21 protein-coding genes are annotated in these 18,449 nt (G+C 49.3%); 15 read left to right on the plus strand and 6 right to left on the minus strand.

The window, feature by feature from the left end; translation table 11 throughout:
• The first annotated feature begins 4 nt into the window (after positions 1–4).
• Complete coding sequence (locus tag HYX48_08310) at positions 5–748, plus strand: hypothetical protein (protein ID MBI2743901.1); 744 nt, start codon at positions 5–7, stop codon at positions 746–748.
• On the opposite strand, the gene HYX48_08315 is transcribed toward HYX48_08310, so the two are convergent.
• A complete protein-coding gene (locus HYX48_08315; protein MBI2743902.1) occupies positions 741–1,055 on the minus strand; it encodes a hypothetical protein in 315 nt (104 codons plus the stop codon). The two genes, HYX48_08310 and HYX48_08315, sit on opposite strands and share 8 nt — an antisense overlap.
• 112 nt (positions 1,056–1,167) lie before the next feature.
• Here HYX48_08315 and HYX48_08320 point away from each other — a divergent pair, with 112 nt between their 5' ends.
• Both HYX48_08320 and HYX48_08325 read left to right on the plus strand, forming a co-directional pair.
• Complete coding sequence (locus HYX48_08320) at positions 1,168–2,535, plus strand: beta-propeller fold lactonase family protein (GenBank protein ID MBI2743903.1); 1,368 nt, start codon at positions 1,168–1,170, stop codon at positions 2,533–2,535.
• Positions 2,536–2,738: 203 nt separating this feature from the next.
• Positions 2,739–3,227 (plus strand): DUF2127 domain-containing protein, encoded by a 489-nt coding sequence (locus tag HYX48_08325; GenBank protein MBI2743904.1) that lies wholly within the window; start codon positions 2,739–2,741, stop codon positions 3,225–3,227.
• Here the strand turns inward: HYX48_08325 and HYX48_08330 are convergent.
• Positions 3,201–3,731: a dihydrofolate reductase gene (locus HYX48_08330; GenBank protein ID MBI2743905.1), complete on the minus strand. Its 531-nt coding sequence runs from the start codon at positions 3,729–3,731 to the stop codon at positions 3,201–3,203. The two genes, HYX48_08325 and HYX48_08330, sit on opposite strands and share 27 nt — an antisense overlap.
• Positions 3,732–3,898: 167 nt before the next feature.
• Here HYX48_08330 and HYX48_08335 point away from each other — a divergent pair, with 167 nt between their 5' ends.
• The 6 genes from HYX48_08335 (at position 3,899) to sulP (ending at position 9,288) form a co-directional block, all read left to right on the plus strand.
• Positions 3,899–4,522 carry a hypothetical protein gene (locus tag HYX48_08335; GenBank protein ID MBI2743906.1) on the plus strand — a complete coding sequence of 208 codons (624 nt, stop codon included), beginning with the start codon at positions 3,899–3,901 and terminating at the stop codon, positions 4,520–4,522.
• Between the two features lie 65 nt (positions 4,523–4,587).
• Positions 4,588–5,226 carry a CatB-related O-acetyltransferase gene (locus tag HYX48_08340; protein ID MBI2743907.1) on the plus strand — a complete coding sequence of 213 codons (639 nt, stop codon included), beginning with the start codon at positions 4,588–4,590 and terminating at the stop codon, positions 5,224–5,226.
• Positions 5,227–5,241: 15 nt separating this feature from the next.
• Positions 5,242–6,387 (plus strand): hypothetical protein, encoded by a 1,146-nt coding sequence (locus tag HYX48_08345; GenBank protein MBI2743908.1) that lies wholly within the window; start codon positions 5,242–5,244, stop codon positions 6,385–6,387.
• Positions 6,384–6,902 (plus strand): hypothetical protein, encoded by a 519-nt coding sequence (locus HYX48_08350; protein ID MBI2743909.1) that lies wholly within the window; start codon positions 6,384–6,386, stop codon positions 6,900–6,902. Before HYX48_08345 ends, HYX48_08350 begins: the two co-directional genes overlap by 4 nt.
• A gap of 17 nt (positions 6,903–6,919) precedes the next feature.
• The gene (locus HYX48_08355; protein MBI2743910.1) at positions 6,920–7,582 is read left to right on the plus strand and encodes a hypothetical protein; all 663 of its coding nucleotides are present in this window, start codon (positions 6,920–6,922) and stop codon (positions 7,580–7,582) included.
• An 11-nt stretch (positions 7,583–7,593) separates the two neighbouring features.
• Positions 7,594–9,288: a sulfate permease gene (gene sulP / locus HYX48_08360; GenBank protein ID MBI2743911.1), complete on the plus strand. Its 1,695-nt coding sequence runs from the start codon at positions 7,594–7,596 to the stop codon at positions 9,286–9,288.
• Here the strand turns inward: sulP and msrA are convergent.
• Positions 9,285–9,875, minus strand: coding sequence for a peptide-methionine (S)-S-oxide reductase MsrA (gene msrA, locus HYX48_08365; GenBank protein MBI2743912.1), 591 nt, complete (start codon positions 9,873–9,875; stop codon positions 9,285–9,287). The two genes, sulP and msrA, sit on opposite strands and share 4 nt — an antisense overlap.
• A 55-nt stretch (positions 9,876–9,930) precedes the next feature.
• Between msrA and msrB the strand changes: the two genes are divergently transcribed.
• Entirely contained in the window at positions 9,931–10,347 is a 417-nt protein-coding gene (gene msrB, locus HYX48_08370) for a peptide-methionine (R)-S-oxide reductase MsrB (GenBank protein ID MBI2743913.1), read from the plus strand.
• Positions 10,344–11,456, plus strand: a complete 1,113-nt coding sequence (locus tag HYX48_08375; GenBank protein MBI2743914.1) for an FAD-binding oxidoreductase — start codon at positions 10,344–10,346, stop codon at positions 11,454–11,456. Before msrB ends, HYX48_08375 begins: the two co-directional genes overlap by 4 nt.
• Positions 11,457–11,458: 2 nt before the next feature.
• Here the strand turns inward: HYX48_08375 and HYX48_08380 are convergent, their stop codons facing one another.
• Positions 11,459–12,010: a hypothetical protein gene (locus tag HYX48_08380; protein ID MBI2743915.1), complete on the minus strand. Its 552-nt coding sequence runs from the start codon at positions 12,008–12,010 to the stop codon at positions 11,459–11,461.
• Positions 12,011–12,080: 70 nt separating this feature from the next.
• On the opposite strand from HYX48_08380, the gene HYX48_08385 reads away from it, so the two are divergent.
• The 3 genes from HYX48_08385 to HYX48_08395 are packed head-to-tail and all read left to right on the plus strand — an operon-like array spanning position 12,081 to position 15,008.
• Complete coding sequence (locus HYX48_08385) at positions 12,081–13,325, plus strand: glycosyltransferase (protein MBI2743916.1); 1,245 nt, start codon at positions 12,081–12,083, stop codon at positions 13,323–13,325.
• The gene (locus HYX48_08390) at positions 13,306–14,439 is read left to right on the plus strand and encodes a DegT/DnrJ/EryC1/StrS family aminotransferase (GenBank protein MBI2743917.1); all 1,134 of its coding nucleotides are present in this window, start codon (positions 13,306–13,308) and stop codon (positions 14,437–14,439) included. Before HYX48_08385 ends, HYX48_08390 begins: the two co-directional genes overlap by 20 nt.
• Entirely contained in the window at positions 14,364–15,008 is a 645-nt protein-coding gene (locus HYX48_08395; GenBank protein MBI2743918.1) for an acetyltransferase, read from the plus strand. The genes HYX48_08390 and HYX48_08395 overlap by 76 nt, the downstream gene beginning before the upstream one ends.
• Here the strand turns inward: HYX48_08395 and HYX48_08400 are convergent.
• Positions 14,932–15,867, minus strand: a complete 936-nt coding sequence (locus HYX48_08400; GenBank protein ID MBI2743919.1) for a hypothetical protein — start codon at positions 15,865–15,867, stop codon at positions 14,932–14,934. The two genes, HYX48_08395 and HYX48_08400, sit on opposite strands and share 77 nt — an antisense overlap.
• A 136-nt stretch (positions 15,868–16,003) precedes the next feature.
• Between HYX48_08400 and HYX48_08405 the strand changes: the two genes are divergently transcribed.
• Positions 16,004–17,785: an ATP-binding cassette domain-containing protein gene (locus HYX48_08405; protein ID MBI2743920.1), complete on the plus strand. Its 1,782-nt coding sequence runs from the start codon at positions 16,004–16,006 to the stop codon at positions 17,783–17,785.
• Here HYX48_08405 and HYX48_08410 read toward each other — a convergent pair.
• Positions 17,782–18,390, minus strand: a complete 609-nt coding sequence (locus HYX48_08410; protein ID MBI2743921.1) for a hypothetical protein — start codon at positions 18,388–18,390, stop codon at positions 17,782–17,784. The genes HYX48_08405 and HYX48_08410 overlap by 4 nt on opposite strands.
• Positions 18,391–18,449: the final 59 nt, after the last annotated feature.

Raw genomic sequence — 18,449 nt, forward strand, 5'->3', positions numbered from 1 at the left:
ATATATGTCAGCAGCAACGTCTTCACCTGTCCAAAATGGACAGCCGTCAGGAGCGGTTTGGACAGCAGTAGCACCCTATGTAGTCCCCCCAATGGCAGCCTCAGCAGCAATTGTTCCTGTCTTCAGAGATATGATTGCTAAAAGCGCCCAGCAGAAGGGAGAGCCTATCCGTAAAATGTCACTTTATAGAGGAGTGATCGAGGGCATAAAGGCAGCGCCTACGGTTGGTGTCATTGTTGGAACGCAGATGATCGTTCAAAAAGCTGTAGAGAAGGCTCTTCTCGGAGATTCTGGCAAGGCGAGCTTCTCTTCGGCAATTGCGAGTTCAGCAATAGTTGGAGCAGTATCTGCACCGGTGCTTCTTGTATTTAATGGTCAAACGATGGGCTATAGCGTAACAGAGTCTATCCGAAGATTCTCTTTCAAGCAGTGCTTTGCAATCGTCCTTCAAGAAACAGCTTTTGTAGGGGGCTTAAGTGTTGCGGATCGGTTAGCAGTCGTAATGAAAAAGCAGTTTGGCGATAACAAAGGAGTCGAGTACGCCGCTGCTTTTACAACAGGGGCATTGGGTAGCCTTGCGGGGCATCCAGCAAACACTGTTGTGACTCGCGCCCAGAGTGGCATGAAGATCGATCACATCGGTCAGTTGATGTGGGGCGCTGCACGAAAAGCGCGTGCCATCGGATGTTTTTCGGTTTTTTACAAAGCTGGTAAAGAGCTCGGTCTTTACAGCGTGACCTTTAAATAGTAGATAACGGTTCACAGTCCATGCCTAAAACATGGACTGTGAATTTCACTTCAAGCCTCTTAAGAAAAATCTCCAAAAAGCACACAAGCGAATCTTGAGATACAACCTGTTGAGAACAAATGGCGAAGTAGTGTTGAGCTTGCGCAATCTCAGGCTTTCTCGGGTCGCCGTTTTGCGCGATGAGGTAGCAGGCAAAGCGCGAGAGGTAGTGAAATGGTAGACACTGGAGACTTAAAATCTCCTCCCCGCAAGGGGGTGCAGGTTCGAGTCCTGTTCCGAGCATCTTTTCAGTCAAAATGCTAGTCAAAAAGCTGCTTTATTGTTATTACGTAAAAAAGCGTTCCGCCTTACAAATAAATAGTGAAGGTTTTCGGTTGCGTTATTGATCCAGAATTTAACAAACAGAGGCCGAAGCGAAAATGAGAAGACTCTTTACGCTGATAGCGATCATAGCCCATTCGGCTGGCCTATTCGGAGCAACTGATAAGGCCTATGTTGCAAACTCGGGAAATAACAACGTAAGTGTAATCGACACGACGCTCAACACAGTTATCGCCACAGTGCCAGTAGGGAGCTTGCCTCTGTTTATCACGATCATTCCCGATGGCACAGAAGCTTACGTCTCAAACTTTAATGGTGCTAGCGTTTCTGTGATCGACACAGCTACGGATGCTGTCATTGCAACTGTCGGTGTGGGGAGTCATCCTGGTGCTATCGCAGCTTCTCCGAACAGCTCGACAGTTTATGTGATCAACCGCGGAAGTAACAGTGTGAGCGTAATTGACACGACGACACATGCGGTTGTGGCCACAGTGAATATCGTCCCATCCAATCCTCCAGGGGAGTGGATTGCTATTACTCCGAATGGTGACACTGTTTACGTGGCAGGTCCCAACGATAACGTCATCGATGCTATCGATACTACGACGAATACTGTTGTTGCAACGCCTACTCTGGGTGTAACGCCTGTTTTTTTCGCTATTACACCAAGCGGAAACAGAGTTTATGTAGCCAACGAGGATAGTGACAATGTCAGCGTGGTTTCTACTGTAAGCAATACGGTGATTGCAACTGTGGATGTAGGAACACTACCTATCTTTGTTAACGTCACGCCTCAGGGAAACAAGGTCTACGTTTCAAACCGTACCGACAGTAGCGTTAACGTCATTGATACCGCCACCAATCTGGTCATTGCAACAGTTGCCGTGGGTTCGGGGCCTGTTTATGGCGTGGTCACTCCAGATGGGACTAAACTCTTTATCCTAAATTCTTTTGGAACCACAGTGAGCGTAATCGATACAACACTCGATGCTGTTGGCGATACAGTTTCTATAGCTGGCAATCCTCAATATGGTGCTGTTACGCCCGATGGATCAAAAGTTCTTATCACTGCAAACGATGACAATACCTATGTCATCGATACGGCAACTGATGCAGTGATCGCGACGATCCCTGTTGGAAGCACCCCTCAGCAGGTTGCGATTATTCCCGCCTCTCAGAATACCGCTCCCGTTACACCAACGCTGATCAGTGCTAAGGCAAAAGCAAGCGTATTTCTCAGCGAGGCTGACTACTTTATCGTTCTTAAATGGAATCCTAGCGTGTCTGCTGGTGTTACGGAATATCGTATTTTAAGAGATGGAGTCCAGATTGGTACGGTCTCGAGCAGCGCGCCTCTGAAATTCGAAGACCATAACCGAAAAAAAGGAAAGAGCTATACGTATCAAGTCATCGCCGTCAGCAGCGGTGGAGAGAGCGCGCCTCTTTCGGTTACCATCAAAGCTTAGAAAAGCGCTTCCTTCTTTGACTGAACGAAGAGAGGTCCCTGGAGAGGTGATGGCAAAAATCCCGCTGGCCGCTTTTTTGCGCTTTAAAGAACTCCTTCCTAAAGAAAGGGGATTCTCTTCGGCTTAAGGATAAGAGAGAATAGGAATCCCGCTAAAGACTCGGCCCTGAAGAGCCGAGATTGTGGCGAGGGGCCGTTCAAAACATGGAAGTCTCATTGAAGCAGAATAGACGCCACCTCCTTTTTAATTTAGCAATCATACTCAAGGGGATAGATGGTCTTCTCGAATTTGTTGGAGGGCTTTTTTTTGTTTTCTTGAAAAAGCAGGGTGTCTTGGATTCTATCTCAAAAGTTCTTCACTATAACCTATTTAAAATATCGAACGAGAGTGTTTTGGATTTTGTTGATTACATGTCTCAAATGCTGTCGACAAGTACCTTCATTTTTATATCAGCTATTCTGATAGGAAATGGGGTTGTAAAAATGCTCGTTTCTGTTGGCCTGCTACTTCGAAAGTTTTTAGCTTTTATTGTAGCTATAGTGTTCTTAATGCTTCTATTGGTGTATCAAATCGTAGAGTGTTTTTATACCCCCTCTCTGGTCTTAGATATGTTTACACTCTTCGAAGCGCTAGTGATCTATGTAATTTGGAGAGAGTATCGCTACTTAAAGAGAACCAGAGGGTTTAGGTGATCGATAAGAGATTTTATATTTTGCTATCGATAGTTCTTCGAGGTGTTCACTGCTTTCTTGAAGTGCAGACTCTAAGAATTTGAGGGGAAAGAGGGTCTCTCCCGGATAGGACTTCTCCACATGCGTGATGAGGGCGTATTCGATCAGGCTCTCATTAAAGAAGAGATCGAATATCTCCGATCCGCCAATGACAAACTGAGTTTTTTCTAGGAGGTGCCTATTTTCAGAATAGGCCTTTGCAAGCTCCTCTAATCCCCCAACAGGTGTTGCGTGGGCTGGATCTACGCTGTTGCTTCTTGTGAATACAAAGCTCGTCCGCCCCTCAAAGGCGCGAGGGGGCATGGAGAGGTATGTCTTGTATCCCATGACCATCACATGACCCAGAGTCGACCTTCGGAAGTGGTGCAAATCCTCTGGGTAGTGCCACGGGAGGGTTCCGTCTCTCCCCATGATCCCATTTGGATCGCAGGCGGCAATGGCTGTAAATTTTGGCAACAAGGGCATGTGAAGTTTAGAGGGTGTCTGCAAAGGCAGCAACATGCTTTTTTAGTCTTTTCGGCAGACTTTAAATTGTCTTTCTTAGCCTACTTTCTCAAGTATGTCCTGCGAAAGACAATTTAAATTCTGCCAAAAACTCTTAAAAAATCAAAGTTTCTGACTTTGCAGCTGTGATGTATGTTGTCAGTTGCATACTCTCTGAGCCGATCAGCACTCTCAGAGCCTTCTTCGAATGGCTTATCTATGGCTGGGGAGGAGAGCCCCACTTCTCAGGGGTGAACCCAACAGCGATCACGGAAGAGCAGCGCCGCTTTAACCCGGTTCTCTGCCTGCATGGTAACTACAATAGTCCAGCGTCTTTCACGAGTATCGCTGCAGCTTTTCAAGAAGATCCCCACTACCATCCCGCTGTTTTTACGGTCAGCCTTCCGCATGGGGAAATAACCGCAGAAGATAGGAACATTATCAATACAAAAATGGCGCAGATTCGGGCTCTTTTTGGATCCCGGGTAGAGATAGACCTAATCGGCCACTCGCGTGGGGGTGCTCTTGCATACGAGAGAGATGGGCAGCTAGGAGTGGGCCGCGTGATACTTCTCGGCACTAGGGAGCATGGCAATTGGAATAGAGCTTTTTCCATTCACGGCACCTATGATAATCTCATTGGACAGCGAGATACACAGCTCCTTGCAAGAAGGGCGCTCTCAAATCCAGAACACATCCAGATGCTGCAGGTGGGCCACACAGGCCTGCTCTTCGCAGCTGGCCCTCAGATCATTAGGAATCTATCTAGTTAAATCCTCTTGTTGAAAATTTCCAAAAGAAGAAGACTATTTGTCTCTAAGTATAGGGCTGAAAAGAGATGGGTCCAGATCCTCGCACAATTTACCCCATAAAAGAGTACAAGGGCGCGGTGTTTTTAAAGCCTTTTGTGAAGGCTAGCAACATTCACGTCGGCGAATATACCTACTTCGACGATCGCAGGCATGGTCCTGAGAAGTTTGAGGAGTATAACGTCTTGTACAACTACGACTTTGCAAAAGTGAAGCTCGTCATCGGGAAGTTCTGTGCAATAGCTGCGGAGACGCGCTTCATCATGACAGGAGATCACAAGCTCGATGCGATCAGCACCTACCCATTTCCGATATTTGGAGAGGGTTGGGAGAGCGCCTTCAATGTCTACGATCTTCCTGTAAAAGGAGATATCTTGGTGGGCCACGACGTCTGGTTCGGTTACGATAGCCTAGTGAAAAATGGGGTGACAATTGGAAATGGGGCGATCATTGCAGCGCGCGCTGTCGTCGTTAAGGATGTGCCCGCCTACTCTATCGTCGCCGGAAACCCTGCGAAAGTTGTGAAGATGCGCTTTGATGAGAAGACGATCGCGCGCCTTCAAAAGATCGCCTGGTGGGATTGGGAGATCGAGAAGATTAATCAGAATTTAAAATTGATCTGCAATCTCGATGTAGATCGTTTAGAAGAAGCAAGTCTAAAAAAATAACACCCGCTTAAGTTTATGTTTCTCATTGCAACTGCTATTACTTTTATCGCCTGTCACGGCGGGCCGGCCGACCACTTCGCGACATTTGCGGAGAAGCTAAAAGAAGAGGGCCATCAGGTTCGGGTATACGCGTCGGGGCCTGCGTTAAAGAAGTTTGAGGAGCGTCATGTCGATGTTGCGCTCACCTTTAATGCCGAGGGGCTCTCAAAAGAAGAAGGGAGTCTTCTTGCAGCGCAGATCGCAAGAAGCTGCAATAAGACAGAGCTCGTCATTACCGATGTCGGCCACTCTTTTGATCTGACTCTTCAGAAGGCTCTAGCGGAAGAGGCTCCCAGTGCTACGCGCGCTGCCTACTATGACAATCCAGAGCCCTATGTACCGGGAGGCTATTCTAAAGTTGCGGCTGAAGTCGTGCTCGCTGCACAGAGAGTTCTATTTGCAAATGCGAATCTCGCATCTCAGCCTATCTACTCTGAGAGGGATCAAGAGGTGAAGCTGCCCCCGGAAAAGAGGATTGGCGTTGGCTACTATCCCACCGAGCAAGCTGAAAAGGTCGCGGCAAAACGTGCAGAGAGCGGGCGCAAAATGCGCGTTGAATTCTTTGCTCAAAATGCATTGAAAGAGAGGGGGCAGAAGCTGCTAGTCTACTTCGGAGGAAATAATGAGGAGTATTTTTCCCGCGCTCTTCCCGCACTTCTCCGTTTAATCGATGAAGGGATGGAGCAGAAAGACCTATCGAACATCGTGCTTGTACTTCAGCAGCACCCGGGAGCTAAGAGTAAAAATCTGGATAGGCGCGCATTTGAAGCTTGGATCGAACGGAGCGGCGCAAAGACGAGAGCTCCGAAGGTGATCATCTCCGATCGAAGCTCTGATGAGATGCAGCTGGTTGCAGATGCAGCACTCTACTATCAGACGAGCATGGGCCCCCTATTTGCGCTGGCTGGCATCCCCACAATTCAGGTGGGTCATGAGAGATACGAAGATATTCTTGTTCGAGGTGGAGTCTCTCCCTCAATTACAAATGCTGCAGAGCTAATCAAAGCCATTGCACAAGTAGATCCTCAGCCACTTTCAAATGAGAGGCGCAGAGGGCTTTTTGCAAGTTTAGGCATAAGAGATAACTGGAATGAAACAATCGCACTGGGAGAAGTGAGATGATAGGAGTAGGCGGAGTTACAGGAGCAGGTCAGCAGCCTTATGGATTTGGAGCTGGAGCAGGAGCAGGAGTCCAAGATGGCAAAGCAGCGGAAGGTAAAGATGATCTAAAAAACTATGTTTCCGTAAGCGATACCAACGATCTCCGTCTAGAAGATGGAGGCAGGTACAAGGGAGAGACTGAAATTGTTGGAGCAGCTCGTCTTCCTCACGGAAAAGGATTTTTAATCTATGCCAATGGAGATCAGTGTGATGGCGCTTTTATATATGGCAGAAAAGAGGGGTTTTGTAAATACACGTGGGTCATGACGGGGGATGTTTATGAGGGCCAGTTTTTTAATGATAAGCAGACCGAGGGAACCTTGACTTTTGAAGCAGGCAAGAAGAGGTTTGTAGGAACGTTCAAAAATGGAGACCCAGATGTAGGAGAGCTCTACCCAGATTTTAAAAATAAACCCACCCACAAAGTAAAATATGAGAAGAAGCCGCCAGAAGGCGCCGGCTGCATTCTGTGTTAACAAAAAAGGATACGAATATGAGAGCGATTTTTTTTCTGATTTCACTACTGATGGTTGGAAGCTCTTTTGCAGCGCCGGCTCCTCTTCCTACTTGGAGCGTTGTAAAAAGCACACATCCTTTTGGTTGGAGTGCAGAGTTTGAATGTACAGAGGGTGAGGTGCGCGTTGGGAAGGTGGTGCGATCTGGGCTTCTCTGCCCGCGCTACTACTATGACTTCTACAACTCGATGGGCGAACCAGAAGTTAGAGGAATCACAAGGGCCTTCTCTTGGGGGCTTCTCTTTCCTTGGGGCGTCGAGATCGATCTCTACGATGGAGATACGGGGATCGGGATGATTGGAGGCAAGTTTTATACGGGCTCTCGCGCCAAATTCGTCTTCTATAATGGTCAAGGAAGAGCGACAGCGGTGGCCTATCTAAATAGCGAAAAGCTGGAGTTTGTTATCAGCTCGGCAGAGAATGAGGGGATCATCTTGGCGGAACTCACCGGCAAGGCGTTTGGCGATGTCGGAGTATGGGAGATGAAGCCTTTGAAACCGATTCCGGGAGTCGATCCGCGTGCGCTTAGGATCTTTATCGCCTTCGCTTCCGACTTCCACAACTCTTTCATGCCGCCAAAACAGAACATTCAGTATAACAACAACAGCTACAACACCTACAACTCCGGCTCCTCTCGGTAGAATAGGGAAACATGAAACAGCACGCGGAAAATAAGAGCTCGTTTTGGGGGGAGTTTGTCCCTAAGTCCTGGCTCTTTTTGAATGGGAACTACTCCTGGAATCTATTCAGGAGCGATCTGCTCGCTGGCATCACTGTTGGAGTTGTTGCCCTTCCTCTTGCGATGGCATTTGCGATCGCCTCCGGCGTCTCTCCTGAAAAAGGCTTGTATACTGCGATCATCGCGGGTTTTTTGATTTCGCTGCTCGGAGGCAGCAGATTTCAGATTGGCGGGCCTACTGGTGCGTTCGTCGTGATTATTTATGGAATTATCGAGAGTAGCGGGTATGAGGGGCTTGTTATCGCCTCTCTCATCGCAGCCGTGATTCTTCTAATTGCGGCTTTTTCGCGTCTTGGGAGTCTAATTAAATACATCCCCTATCCGCTGGTTACAGGATTCACAACGGGGATTGCTGTCATCATCTTCTCGTCGCAGGTTAAGGATTTCTGCGGCCTTAAGATGGCTCAGGTGCCTGCTGATTTCATTCCCAAATGGCTTGCGATCTTCTCCGCTCTTCCGACGCTCGATTCTACCACCTTTTTAGTCGCATCGGGAACGCTTGCACTCATTGTTTTAATCAGGCGCCTCTTTCCAATTCTTCCCTGGGGAATCACGGCAGTAGCCATTGCGACCGCAGTTTCGATGGCTTTGAATCTTCCTCTTGAAACGATCGCTTCGCGCTTTGGAGAGATTAAACGCGCTCTTCCTCTTCCTGCACTGCCAGACTTTTCGCTACCTCTTTCGAACTGGCACACCCTCATTCCCGACGCCATTACGATCGCTTTTCTGGCCGGCATTGAATCTCTGCTCTCTGCAGTTGTCGCAGATGGGATGGCGGGCACAAGACACCGATCTAATTGCGAGCTGATGGCGCAGGGGGTAGCAAATATCGGCTCAATGCTTTTTGGTGGGATCCCCGCAACAGGAGCAATTGCGCGGACAGCAACAAATGTAAAAACAGGGGGTAAAACCCCCGTTGCGGGAATGATCCACGCGCTTACCTTGCTCGTGATCGTTCTACTCTTCGCACCGATCGTAAGCCAGATTCCTCTTGCAGCCCTTGCGGCCGTGCTGATGGTGGTTGCGTGGAATATGAGCGAGATCGAACACTTTCGTCACCTTTTCAAGGCTCCGGCGGGAGATGTCGCTGTCCTCTTAACAACATTTCTTTTAACTGTGCTGGTTGACTTGACCGTTGCGGTTGAAGCGGGGATGATTATAGCGCTTTTTCTTTTCATGCGTAGAATGGGAGAGGCCTCTCAGATCGTCTCTCTAACAGCTCTAGATAAAGAGTATTCTGCTACTAGTGAGAAGTATGATCTAGAAAAGCTGGAGAAAAAACACCTTCCCTCTGGTGTCGAAGTGTATGAGATCACCGGTCCATTTTTCTTTGGAGTGGCAGATAGCCTCAGAAATGTGCTTACAAACTTCGAGGCGCCACCAAAGGCTTTCATCTTACGCATGCGCAAAGTTCCTGCAATCGATGCATCTGGCATGCACGCCTTACGCGAATTCTACCACCATTGCAAACGCGACAACACAACTCTTCTCCTCTCCGGGATAAACCCCCGCCTGCTGAATAAACTTAAGAAGTTTGGCCTTCTAGATCTAATTGGCGAGCAGCATATTTTCTCGCACACCGCAGACGCTATCAAAAGCCTCCATTAAGTATCGTGGTTCCAGAGCTGCTTGAGCCTTTTTTCGCGCCCAGAGCCGCTGCTGTAGAACTTGTACTTTAGAGGGTCCTTCTTATAGTACTCCTGGTGGTACTTCTCTGCAGGATAGAAGGGTTTAGCAGGTAGAATCTCGACAAGGATGGGGCCCATCTTCTTCTCAGCGGTGAGCTTCTGCTTATAGTTTTCTGCAGCCTTCTGCTGATCTGAGTTTGCGTAGAAGATGACGGGGCGGTACTGGCTTCCAATGTCGCAGAACTGGCCATCATTTCGCGTCGGATCGATCTGGTGGAAGTAGATGTCTAGCAGCTTCTCGTAACTCACTTTTGCGGGATCGTAGACGAGTTGAATCGCCTCAACATGGCCCGTGTCGCCTGTTGAGACCTCTTCGTATGAGGGCTTAGCTTTTGATCCGCCGGTGTATCCCACCGTTGTCGAGATCACACCGGGAACAGAGTCGAAATCGTGCTGCGTGCACCAGAAGCAGCCGCCTGCAAAAATTGCCGTTTCGTGTTCTTCTTTCTTTTTGCTCATGCCTCTTCCTGATTTTTTTTTATTGATAGTTTTTTTAACGAGTCCCATATTCTGTAAAACTTTTGTATAAACCTATCTCGTATAAGGTTTCAAGGAGCCCCTTTTGGCAGAAGAGCGTTTTGATGGGAAAAAGGTGATCTTCACCGAGGCTGAATGGAAAGAGCGGCTCACGCCAGAGCAGTTCAAAGTGCTCAGAAAGGCGGGTACTGAGCGCGCCTACGATAACGCCTATTGCGATCAGAAGCAGAAAGGAACCTATGTGTGCGCCGGTTGTGGCCTTCCTCTTTACAGCTCTGAAGCGAAGTATGAGTCGGGAACTGGCTGGCCCAGTTTTTTCCGTCCTATCTATCCCGAGAATGTCTCCTACCGCGAAGATAGACACCTCTTTACCGTGCGCACAGAGGTGATCTGCAGCCGCTGCGACGGACATCTTGGGCACGTGTTTGATGATGGACCTCAACCAACTGGCAAGCGCTACTGCATGAACTCGGTCGCGCTGCGATTTTTACCCACGTTATGAGTATTGATTCAAAAAGCGAAACGCTTGTTCGATTAACCCCTCCAAAGCTCACAAGAGAGACTCTTTTTGGCGAGGTGAGATGCACGCGCCCGATGCGCGAAGGCTGCTTCAATCTCTCTACAGAAGTAAGCGCAGGTAAGAGAGTCGTCCACTGCTACGGCCATGGAGGGTCGGGATGGACTACTCTCTTCGGGTCGGTATCGCGCGCAATAGACCTGTTTATAAGAAGTGAGAAGAGATCTCTTCCTCTCCGCGTGGTGGGTGCGGGATGCATGGGCCTTGTTTCTGCAATTGAGCTGACAAGACGAGGGTATAAAGTCGCAGGCATCACTGCAAAGGAGCTCTACGATACCACCTCTTGGAAAGCTGCTGGATATTTCGCACTTGTTTCGGTCAAAACGTCTCCCGAAGAGCAGGAGAGTTTAAATGCGATCGGGATTGAAACTTTCAAAACATTTCAAGAGATTGCTTTAGGCAAGCACCCCTACCTCTCTTCCGACTGCGTTCGCTATCTTCCCGTCTACTGCAGCCAAGATACCGAGGCTGGAGTGGAGGAGCTCGAAATTCAAGGGCTCATCCCTCCGCGCGAAGAGGTGACGCTAGATTTTGGAGGCGGCGTGCGCCACCCTCGCTATCTGAAGTACATGACCTACTTCATGGATACAACAAAGCTCATGAAGCAGCTCTTTGCAGAGGTAAAAAGAGCTGGCATTCCGATTGAAACTAGAGAGCTCTCCTCGTTTGAAGAGGTGGAAGAAGAGGTCGTTTTTAACTGCAGCGGGCTTGGAGCGCGCCAGCTTGCAGGGGATCATAAACTTATTCCTGTGCGCGGACATTTTCTACTCTTGAATGAGCTCTCCGGTAGAGAGCACATGGAGTACATGATCTACACAGTAGTTGAGCAGGCAGGAAGAAAAGAGTATATCTACCTCTTTCCAAAAGCTGCCGCCGTCAGCGTCAGCGATCCCGAAGGAGCGCCCTGTTTTAGCGCGCTCGGCGGCACCTTCATCTCTCCTGTAGACCAGCTCTCTGAGCGAGAGCTTGCAGAGCTAGACGAGCGAGAGTTTGAGAAGCTACTCACCCGCAGCATTCGATTTTTTTACGGCTAGGGTTAGTGCATGCAGAAAATAAGAGCTCCTTTTCTAGGCATGGTTGCTGAAACGGCCGAATTGTTAAGTGGATCCAAATTCGTGCAATTAGCCTGCATGTCAGCTTCATCACCAAAATAAGATTCGATCGCCTTTTCAATATTTTTTACTGTTTTCTCGTCGTCCGTAGTGCAACTTCCTCCGCCGATAAGATAGAGATTCGCCTTTTTTAGGATCTTCTCGCCCGCTAAGAGCGCAGTTACTTGTCTTGTTGTTGTCCCTTGAGAAATACGGAAGGCGAAGAGGCGGTCCGTTTTGTCGGATACTCTTTCTAACCCAAAAAGAGTGATTGAGCGCTCCATTCCCTTCACCGTGATGGAGGGGCCCATGGTCGTGCCACTCGTTTCGATGATGCACACATCCTTATCGCCTTTTGCGTACGCCTTTTCAAACGCTTCGAAAGAGACTTCCTCGGCCATCGGTGTAGCCATATCGAATAGTGATAATCCTGCCCCAGCGGCGCCTGCTCCCGCGCCTGCTCCTGCGCCACCACCAACTCTGTATGTGGTCGTCATCTCGTTAACTCCATTTTGAGATTAAAAAAGGAAGAGAGTATATTGACCAGCTACAATAAGGGATAGGTTCATGAGAGTTGCGATTGTCGATCACGTCGTGAACTATGGCGGCGGAAGTAGAGTTTTGCGCTGCCTTCTACCCGCAATACGCGAGCTCCGCCCAGATTGGGAGCTCCACTTCTATGGAAATCGGGCGGCTCTCATGCGCGATGGCTTAGCAGAGGAGTTTGAAGCGCTAGGCATCAAGGTCAAGTTTTTAAAATCCGCAAAATTTGCCAACGCAAAGATCTTTTCAAAAGTTAGAGGAGGAAAGGCGCTTATTGCTCTCATGCAGAAGCGGTATGAGCGGGCGCTCTCTCTTCTTCCCCTATATTTTTCAGGGGCGATCCATAAAGAGTATGAGCAGATCGCAAAAGAGTATGATCTTCTCTTCTGTACATGGCCCTATTTTGCACGAGCTCCTCAGGTTAAAATCCCCGTAGTTGCGATCTTCCACGACTTCAACTTCCGCTACTACTTTAATGGCACCGCGCTGCACCCCTCGCATTTTAAGTTTCTTCAAGAGGAGATTCCGCGCTGGCTGAGGGTCGCAAATCCGGTTGTATCAACCCACTTCATGAAGGCGGAGCTCGAGAAGTTCTATCCTGAATTTAGTGGTAGAGCAGAGGTCATACACCTCTCTTCTCTGGGAGCTGAAACAGAGATCTCGCAGTCCGAGGCGGAAAAAGTGGTGAAAGAGATGGGAATCTCCGGTCCCTACCTGCTCTATCCAACAAATACCAGTCCGCACAAGAATCTCGGAAGCCTGATTGGCGCATTCCATCTTCTTCATCAGAAGCATCCCGAGCTAAAGCTCGTGTTTGCGGGCTATGGAACTGAGAGTGTAAACGGAAGAGCGGGCCTTCTGGGCTTAGAGGTGGGGGATGAGAATCGGAATGTGATCGGGTTTGGCTACGTCTCCAATCTGCAGATGGATGCGCTCATCCAGTGCGCAACTCTTGTGGTGTCGACCTCTCTTTATGAGGCGGGCTGCGGACCGGGTCTCGATGCGTGGCAGCGCGCAGTTCCCGTTGCGATGTCCGATATTCCTCCTTTTACGGAGCACATGGAGGTGCAGGGTGTAAAAGCCGCTCTCTTCAATCCCCGCTCCTCACCCGATATCGCAGAAAAGATAGACGCACTTCTCAGCAATCCCCAGAAGGCTGCAGAAGAGGCGCTTCTCTCGCAAGCTAGACTCTCAGCATACGACTGGAAGAGCGTTGCGCAGAAATACATCAATCTATTTGAGAAGTCCTATGCACATTCCCGTTTATAAGCCCTACTTCTGCGGGAGAGAGCGCGTCTACGTAAATGAGTGTTTAGATTCGACCTGGATCTCCTCAAAAGGGGTCTTTATCGAAAGGTTCGAAGAGCAGTTTCGTAAGTTTGTCGATGCGCGCTACGCCGCATCTGTTTGCAATGGAACGGTGGCTCTTCACCTCGCTCTCCTCGCTTTAGGAATAGGCCCAGGTGATGAGGTGATCGTCCCCACGCTTACTTATGTCGCTTCTGTCAATGCGATCTCCTACGTCGGAGCGACTCCCGTCTTTGTCGACTCACGCGCGAGCGACTGGCAGATCGACCCTGAAGATGTGAAGCGAAAGATCACCTCAAAGACGCGAGGGATCATCGCTGTTCACCTCTATGGCCATCCATGCGATCTCGATGCATTAAAAGAGATTGCAGATGAGCATGGTCTATTTCTGGTAGAGGATTGCGCAGAGGCATTTGGCACATTTTTTAAAGGATGCCACGTCGGCAGCCATGCGGACATGTCCACCTACAGCTTCTTTGGAAATAAGACGATTACAACCGGTGAAGGGGGAATGGTCACAACGAATGATGAGGCCCTCTTTCAGAAGATCGCAATGTTAAAGAATCAGGGAAATTCACGGGCTCGCACCTACTGGCACGAGATGGTTGGATACAACTACCGGATGACAAACCTCGCAGCTGCTGTGGGCCTTGCGCAGATTGAGAAGGCAGCAGAGATCCTTCGAAAGAAGAGAGCTCTTGCTGCAGCATATGCAGAGAAGCTAAAGGGCCTTCCTCTTCTCTTGCACGCAGAGAGTCCAGACTGCTTACACTCCTACTGGATGATCTCAATTCTAGTTGAAGAGCGGGGCCTTCGCGACCCTCTGCGCGATTTTCTCGCAGCTCAAGAGATAGAGACCCGCCCCTTCTTCCATCCCATTCACAAGCTTCCGATGTATGAGGGAGGCGGCAAGCAGTTTCCTGTTGCTGAAGATCTCTCTTCAAGAGGGATTAACCTACCCAGTTTCCCAGAACTTTCAACACAAGAGATGGAGTACATTTGCGCGCAGATCAAGAGTTTTTACTCCCAGACGAGATCCTCATTTTTGGTTGCGGCGGCCACGCACGAAGCGTAGCCGATATCATCCTGGCAGCTGCACCGCATACAAAAATTCTCTTCTTTGATGAGGGAGGAGAGCCCGGAGAGAGAGTCCTCGGTTTTCCCGTGCTCTCAACACTGCCCGGGGGAAGAGGAGCTTGTATTCTTGCACTTGGAGATAACAAGCGCCGGGAGGAGCTCTGGAAGAGCTTACAGGGAGAGTCGTGGATCCGTGTGATCGCACCATCCTCTCATAGAGGACACCTTTCAGAGATCGGCAGGGGATGTTTTGTTGGGAGCTTTGCGCATATCGGTCCCGAGGCCAGAATTGGCGAGAATACGATTATTAACACCGGAGCGATCATCGAGCATGAGGTTGTAATCGGCTCTCACTCGCACGTTGCGCCAAATGCCACAATTGCGGGGCGTTCGCAGATTGGCGACCGCGTTTTTATCGGAGCAGGAGCTACCGTAAGGGATTCTGTGAAGATAGGCTCCGATGTGATCATCGGAGCGGGAGCGGTTGTTGTTAAGAACCTGCTTGAGCCGGGGTGTTATGTAGGTCTTCCAGCACAAGCTCTGGAGAGGGTGCAGGTGCGACTGTAGTTGCAACTCTCTGTGAAGGAGAGGGAGAGCTGCCCGCACCGGCGCCCGCGCCTGCGAGTAGAGCTCGTCCATAGCCTGCTAGGCCTGTGAGCTCATTCACTGCATGAATGTAGCCAGATTTATCGATCGCGGCAGTCACCCTTTTTTCAAGAGGCATCTGCGCAGCTCCGGCGTCTCTTGTTCTTGCTACCCCTTTTGTCTGCATCTTTTGTCCGAAGCGAACCAGTTTGCCCTTGATAGAATCGAAACACTCTCTGCTTGCCCGTTTTAAGATGTAGCGCGGAACGCCGGTTACAGTTGTAGAAATTGCCGATGCAAGTGCGCACCCTGCGCTTTTTAACTGGTGGCCTCCAGCTACTGCAAGCCCTTCTGCAACTTGTCTACCTTTTTTGCTGTATCCTGCTCCTGTTCCCAAGACTGTAACAAGCGCCGCAGCTTCGAGCACGGCTGTATCGGCAACTGCGAGGCCGAGCCCCACGGGTTTCACGATGCCCACATCGACTACCCCTTCAACGAACCTAAATGCGGCTCCGCCGACCTTGCCGAGCTTTCCGCGCTTCTCTAATTTTGCCGCTGTTCTTTCTGTCCATGATTCGGCGCTTTTATTCAGTGCGGCTACAGATCTCGTGCGAAATAGTCTCTCTGGAGGCTTCTGACTCGCTACCCGTTCAGCTCGAGCTCTGATCATCTCTTCAGCGGTTCGAGAAGTCGTGCTGGAAGCTCCACTGGATACTGTGGTGAGATTCAGGCGAGGCACCTTCTCTGAAGTGGATCCAGCGCCGCCGCTGCTGCTGCCACTATCGCTAGATGGGCTTAATACTACCTCTGGAATTTTATAAACATCACTAACTGTTGTCATATAATCACCTTAATTTTATGTTTTATTATAATAAAAATTATATTATTAATCAATAAATTAGTTTAAAAAACAAGACTTTGTAACGCTCTAATTTTCAGTGGATTAAAGAAGGCAAAAAAAGTAAAATGTCGTCATGATTCAAGTCGACAATTTAAGCGTCTCCTTTGATGGAGAAACGGTGTTTGAACAGGCCTCTTTTACAATAGGCCCAGGGGAGAGGTGCGGCTTTGTAGGGCGAAATGGCTCTGGAAAGACCACTCTTTTGCGTATGCTTGTGGGTCAGGAGACCCCAGATCGAGGGAGCATCTCTCTATCTAAAGGCTACAGATTAGGCTACCTCGATCAGCACATCCGTTTTACAGCTCCTTCTGTGATCGAAGAGGCGTGCCTAGGCCTGCCTGAAGCGGAGAGGGATAGCGTCTATAAAGCTGAAAAGATGCTTCTGGGCCTTGGCTTTAATGAGGAGCAGCTAGACCTCTCCACATCGCTTCTTTCTGGCGGCTACCAGCTTCGCCTGCACCTCGTTAAGGTCCTCCTCTCCGAACCCGATTGCCTCCTTCTCGATGAACCTACAAACTACTTAGATATTCTCTCACTCCGCTTCCTGACCCGCTTCCTTCAGCGCTGGCAGGGAGAGCTAATCATCATCTCGCACGATCGCGAGTTCATGGATAGCATCGCAACACACACGCTTGGTATCCACCGTAATAAGGTGCGTAAAGTCGAGGGTGGTACAACCGAATTTTTCAACCTGATCATGATGCAGGAAGAGCAGCATGAGAAGACGCGCATGAATCAAGAGAAGAAGCGGGAGCATCTCGAATCATTTATCGAGCGTTTCGGAGCCAAAGCATCAAAGGCGACTCAAGCCCAATCGAAGCAGAAGATGCTCGATAGAATTCCCGTTTTAGAGCAGCTCAAAAACCTCTACCATCTCGATTTCAACTTCCACGAGAGCCCCTTTCACGGCAGAAAGATGATCGAAGCGAAAGATGTCAACTTTTCCTACGAGGAGAAGAAGCCCCTTATTCAAGAGCTCTCTCTTGCTGTGGAAAGGGGAGAGCGCGTTGCGATCATCGGTAAGAACGGATATGGCAAGTCGACGATCCTCCGACTGCTCATTCAAGAGCTCTCGCCAAAATCAGGCGAGGTGACACTTTCGGATCAAGCTCACATTGGCTATTTTGGACAGACGAATATCCAGAGACTTGAGGGCTCAAGAAGCATTGAAGAGGAGATCGGCTCCGCCAATTCGCGCCTCAGTTTTTCCGATGTTCGACGCATCTGCGGCCAGATGATGTTTAGCGGCGACAAGGCTAAAAAGAAGATCTCCGTCCTCTCTGGAGGAGAAAAGAGCCGTGTGCTGCTAGGAAAGATTCTCGCTAAGCCCTGCAATATCCTTCTTCTCGATGAACCGACCCACCACCTCGATATCGAATCGATCGAAGCGCTTATCGATGCCGTTGAGGAGTTCTCTGGCGCATGCATTCTCGTCACTCACAGCGAACTGATTTTGAAGCGCCTCAATCTGCATAAGATCCTCGTCTGCCATGAGGCGAAACAGGAGCTCTTTCTGGGAACTTATGAGGAGTTCCTGGAAACAGTGGGCTGGGAAGAAGAGGGCGGGCCAGCAAAGAAGAGCAAGAAGGCTCCTCCAAAAGATGCGCGCGCATCTAATCAGCAGGAGAGAGAGAATGCAATTCGGTCTCTAAAAAAAGAGATTCAGCGCCTTGAAAAAGAGCTTTCGGATTTAGAAGCTGAGCATGCGAAAGAGCATCTTCTGGCTAGTGAAGCCTCGCAAAGGGGAGAGACGCAGAAGCTCCAAGAGCTCTTAAAGAAGAGCGGCGTCCGGGAGAAAGAGATCGCACGCCGCTACCAGAAACTCATTCAACTCACTGAGCAGCTTGAGACGAGCTAGCCGTCGAGAGAAAACTCATCAACACTAGCTGCAGAACCTGCACTACCTGCGCCAGCACCAGCGGATGCTGTAGTTTTTGCAGCCTCGAGCTTTTCTTGAAGCTTTCTCTGCTCAGCGATAAAGCGCACATGGGATTCGGCTGACGAGAAGACAGATCTACCAGCTTGGATATTTTCATGCAGAGGAGCTGCAAGCGCAGCGGCTTTAGCTTGAGCGCTCTCTTCTAATACCGCTAGAAGCGCGGAAGGGGGAGCGGCTGAGATGGTCGAGTGGGAGTAGACTTGCCGTTGAGTAATCGATATTGATATTGCAGGCCCCTCTTCTTCCTTTTTTTCTTCTTTAACTTCTTGTGCTATAGAGCCTGGAGCCGCAGCTTGTGTCCCCATTTCAACTTGAACATAAGAGGGATCAGAAAAGCCTGGAATCTGATCTCCAGAAGGCTTACTTGCTGGCAAGGAAGGGATTGAAGGCATAGCTCTTTCATCACTTCTTATCGTAGCTCCTCTTGGCGCAGCAGGAGTCTGCGGCGGCAGCTGCTCCACAGGTTTTGAAGATGAACAGCAGGAAGAAAAACATGAAGATAGGCAAGACAAGATACAGCTCATAAGATAACACCTCTTAGTTTGTTTTGAGTACAATATTGTTAATTAAAAATAAAATTAAC

This window comes from Chlamydiales bacterium (assembly GCA_016185065.1).
Lineage (GTDB): Bacteria > Chlamydiota > Chlamydiia > Chlamydiales > Rhabdochlamydiaceae.

Coding starts and splice junctions, on each gene's coding strand:
- HYX48_08390 (MBI2743917.1), top strand. CDS start 13,306: ATGCACATTCCCGTTTATAAGCCCTACTTCTGCGGGAGAGAGCGCGTC.
- HYX48_08355 (MBI2743910.1), top strand. CDS start 6,920: ATGAGAGCGATTTTTTTTCTGATTTCACTACTGATGGTTGGAAGCTCT.
- HYX48_08410 (MBI2743921.1), bottom strand. CDS start 18,390: ATGAGCTGTATCTTGTCTTGCCTATCTTCATGTTTTTCTTCCTGCTGT.
- sulP (MBI2743911.1), top strand. CDS start 7,594: ATGAAACAGCACGCGGAAAATAAGAGCTCGTTTTGGGGGGAGTTTGTC.
- HYX48_08330 (MBI2743905.1), bottom strand. CDS start 3,731: ATGCCCTTGTTGCCAAAATTTACAGCCATTGCCGCCTGCGATCCAAAT.
- HYX48_08380 (MBI2743915.1), bottom strand. CDS start 12,010: ATGACGACCACATACAGAGTTGGTGGTGGCGCAGGAGCAGGCGCGGGA.
- HYX48_08345 (MBI2743908.1), top strand. CDS start 5,242: ATGTTTCTCATTGCAACTGCTATTACTTTTATCGCCTGTCACGGCGGG.
- HYX48_08335 (MBI2743906.1), top strand. CDS start 3,899: ATGTATGTTGTCAGTTGCATACTCTCTGAGCCGATCAGCACTCTCAGA.
- HYX48_08340 (MBI2743907.1), top strand. CDS start 4,588: ATGGGTCCAGATCCTCGCACAATTTACCCCATAAAAGAGTACAAGGGC.
- HYX48_08385 (MBI2743916.1), top strand. CDS start 12,081: ATGAGAGTTGCGATTGTCGATCACGTCGTGAACTATGGCGGCGGAAGT.
- HYX48_08375 (MBI2743914.1), top strand. CDS start 10,344: ATGAGTATTGATTCAAAAAGCGAAACGCTTGTTCGATTAACCCCTCCA.
- HYX48_08320 (MBI2743903.1), top strand. CDS start 1,168: ATGAGAAGACTCTTTACGCTGATAGCGATCATAGCCCATTCGGCTGGC.
- HYX48_08400 (MBI2743919.1), bottom strand. CDS start 15,867: ATGACAACAGTTAGTGATGTTTATAAAATTCCAGAGGTAGTATTAAGC.
- HYX48_08350 (MBI2743909.1), top strand. CDS start 6,384: ATGATAGGAGTAGGCGGAGTTACAGGAGCAGGTCAGCAGCCTTATGGA.
- msrA (MBI2743912.1), bottom strand. CDS start 9,875: ATGGGACTCGTTAAAAAAACTATCAATAAAAAAAAATCAGGAAGAGGC.
- HYX48_08325 (MBI2743904.1), top strand. CDS start 2,739: ATGGAAGTCTCATTGAAGCAGAATAGACGCCACCTCCTTTTTAATTTA.
- HYX48_08310 (MBI2743901.1), top strand. CDS start 5: ATGTCAGCAGCAACGTCTTCACCTGTCCAAAATGGACAGCCGTCAGGA.